Here is a 1,873-nt window from a genome sequence, read left to right as displayed (position 1 = left end):
GACCGCCGGCGTCGAGTGGGGCGTGCCGACCGCCACGGGGGACTGTCCCGCCGCGGACATCGCCGGCGCCGACGCCGCCTGCGTCGTGGAGCCCGAGTGCTGGGGCGGCATGGTCGTGATCACCGGCAACGTCTCCATCACCGCCGCCGACTGCCGGGCCGAGCACGTCTGGGAGACCTTCGCGATCGCCCCGCTGCCCGCCGACGGGCTCACCCACAACCAGGCCGAGCTCGCCGCCCACCCCGTGGTCCGGGAGGTGTGTTCCGCCGGGGTCCTGGCGGCCTCCCTCAACGAGCGCGGCCGGGAGCGGGAGGCCGACTCCTGGGAGCCGGACGTGCTGCCCCCCACCGAGGCGCAGTACGCGGCCGGGTCCCGGGTGTTCCGCTGTGTCGCCGCGTCCATCGGCTCCGACGGCTCGCGGCTCACCCGTCACCACTTCGGGCCGGCCGACGCCGGCTGATCACCGCCGGTCGGATTCGGGCCGGGAGGGAAGGGGGCGCGGGCCTCCCAGCCACTCCCGGAGGCGTTCGCCGAGCACGACCTCGTGCGGCAGGCGTTCCAACTCCTCGGCGTCCGCGGCCACGCCGCGCCGCCGCAGGACGTCGGCCAGGTGCCCCCAGTGGTCGGCCGCCATCCCCTCGTGCGTGTCGCCCTCTCCCGGCTCGTCCGGGCCGACCACCGTCCGGGCGGTCGTCTCGATGTCCCCGATCGAGACGAAATCCCGGATGTCCACCCCGCCGCCGTGCATCGAGTCGGCCCAGCCCCGGTCGTCGAGCAGCGGCACCCGGCGGCCGTCGGAGAGCACCGCCTCCAGCCGGGCGGAGACCGCCATCTCCTCGGGGTCCGCGGGCTCCCCGTCGAGTTCGACCAGGGTGCTCAGGCGGGTCACCTCGACCATCTCGTCCTCCCGGGTCCCCCGGGCGGTCACGCGCCGGCCGGTGGGGTCGGGAGCACGGTATCCGGCCCGGGCCGGTCGGTGACGGACGTTCCCGGGCGCGGTTCAGGGGGCGGGGCGTGGGCTCACCAGCGCCAGGTCCGCGTCGGCCCGGGCGAGGAGGGCGAGCATGGCGCGGTGCGCTCCCGTCGCGTCCCCGTCGCGCACGGCCTCCAGCACGGCCCGGTGACCGGGCACGGCGTCACCGAAGGCGGGGTGGGCGTGGACGAGCCGGTCGCGCTCCAGCAGGCCCGGCTCGAGGAAGACCTCCATGCGGGCGAGGAGTTCGTTTCCGGTGGCGGCCAGGAGGGCGCGGTGGAAGAGGGCGTCGGCCCGGGCCGACGCGGCCGGGTCGTTCCCGGCCTCCACCATGGCGGCGAGCGCGGCCTCCAGCGCGTCGAGGTCGGCCTCCGTGCGGTGCAGGGCCGCCCGGTGGGCGGCGGCCGGTTCCACCACGGCCCGCACGTCGGCGAGGTCGCGCAGGAGACGGTCGGCGTCCCCGGCCCGGGCCCGCCACCGGATCAGGTCGGGGTCCAGGAGGTTCCATTCCGCGCGTGGTCGGACGAAGGTGCCGCGTTTCTGGCGGGCGTCCACCAGACCCTTGCCGGCGAGCACCTTGAGCGCCTCGCGCATCACGGTGAGGCTGACGTCCAGTTCGGCGCCCAGGGCGCGGATGTCCAGGGTGTCCCCCTCGGCGAAACCGCCCCCCACGATGCGGGCGCCCAGGCGGTGCACCACGTCACCGTGGACACCCCGGGCGGAATAGGACCCCATGTCGTGTTCCCCCTGCTCCCCGGCTGCCCGAATCGAGTGTTCGTCCCACGGACTCCCCACTCTAGCCTGATCATTATTTATGAATAAATCTTGACAGTGGTCCGCGCCTCCCGTGACGATGGCCGCACCGTTCAGCGCCTCCCGTCACCCGCCGCCCCTCCGGAA

2 protein-coding genes and 1 pseudogene are annotated in these 1,873 nt (G+C 75.0%); 1 reads left to right on the top strand and 2 read right to left on the bottom strand.

The window, feature by feature from the left end; all coding sequences use genetic code 11:
* A pseudogene (locus tag FNQ90_RS21585) lies at positions 1 to 460 on the top strand (serine/threonine-protein kinase); the annotation flags it as partial.
* Here FNQ90_RS21585 and FNQ90_RS21580 read toward each other — a convergent pair.
* Together FNQ90_RS21580 and FNQ90_RS21575 are read right to left on the bottom strand one after the other, a co-directional pair.
* Positions 461 to 898, bottom strand: coding sequence for a hypothetical protein (locus FNQ90_RS21580; protein ID WP_182607882.1), 438 nt, complete (start codon positions 896 to 898; stop codon positions 461 to 463).
* 102 nt (positions 899 to 1,000) lie between these two features.
* Positions 1,001 to 1,708: a FadR/GntR family transcriptional regulator gene (locus FNQ90_RS21575; RefSeq protein ID WP_182607881.1), complete on the bottom strand. Its 708-nt coding sequence runs from the start codon at positions 1,706 to 1,708 to the stop codon at positions 1,001 to 1,003.
* Positions 1,709 to 1,873 lie beyond the last annotated feature (165 nt).

It is taken from the genome of Streptomyces alkaliphilus, from assembly GCF_014141535.1.
Lineage (GTDB): Bacteria > Actinomycetota > Actinomycetes > Streptomycetales > Streptomycetaceae > Streptomyces > Streptomyces alkaliphilus.
Note: the sequence above shows the minus strand (reverse complement) of the source record. Positions and strands in the feature narration are given on the sequence as shown.

Excerpts from the sequence above, each read along its gene's own strand:
- FNQ90_RS21575 (WP_182607881.1), bottom strand. The coding sequence starts at position 1,708 with ATGGGGTCCTATTCCGCCCGGGGTGTCCACGGTGACGTGGTGCACCGC.
- FNQ90_RS21580 (WP_182607882.1), bottom strand. The coding sequence starts at position 898 with ATGGTCGAGGTGACCCGCCTGAGCACCCTGGTCGAACTCGACGGGGAG.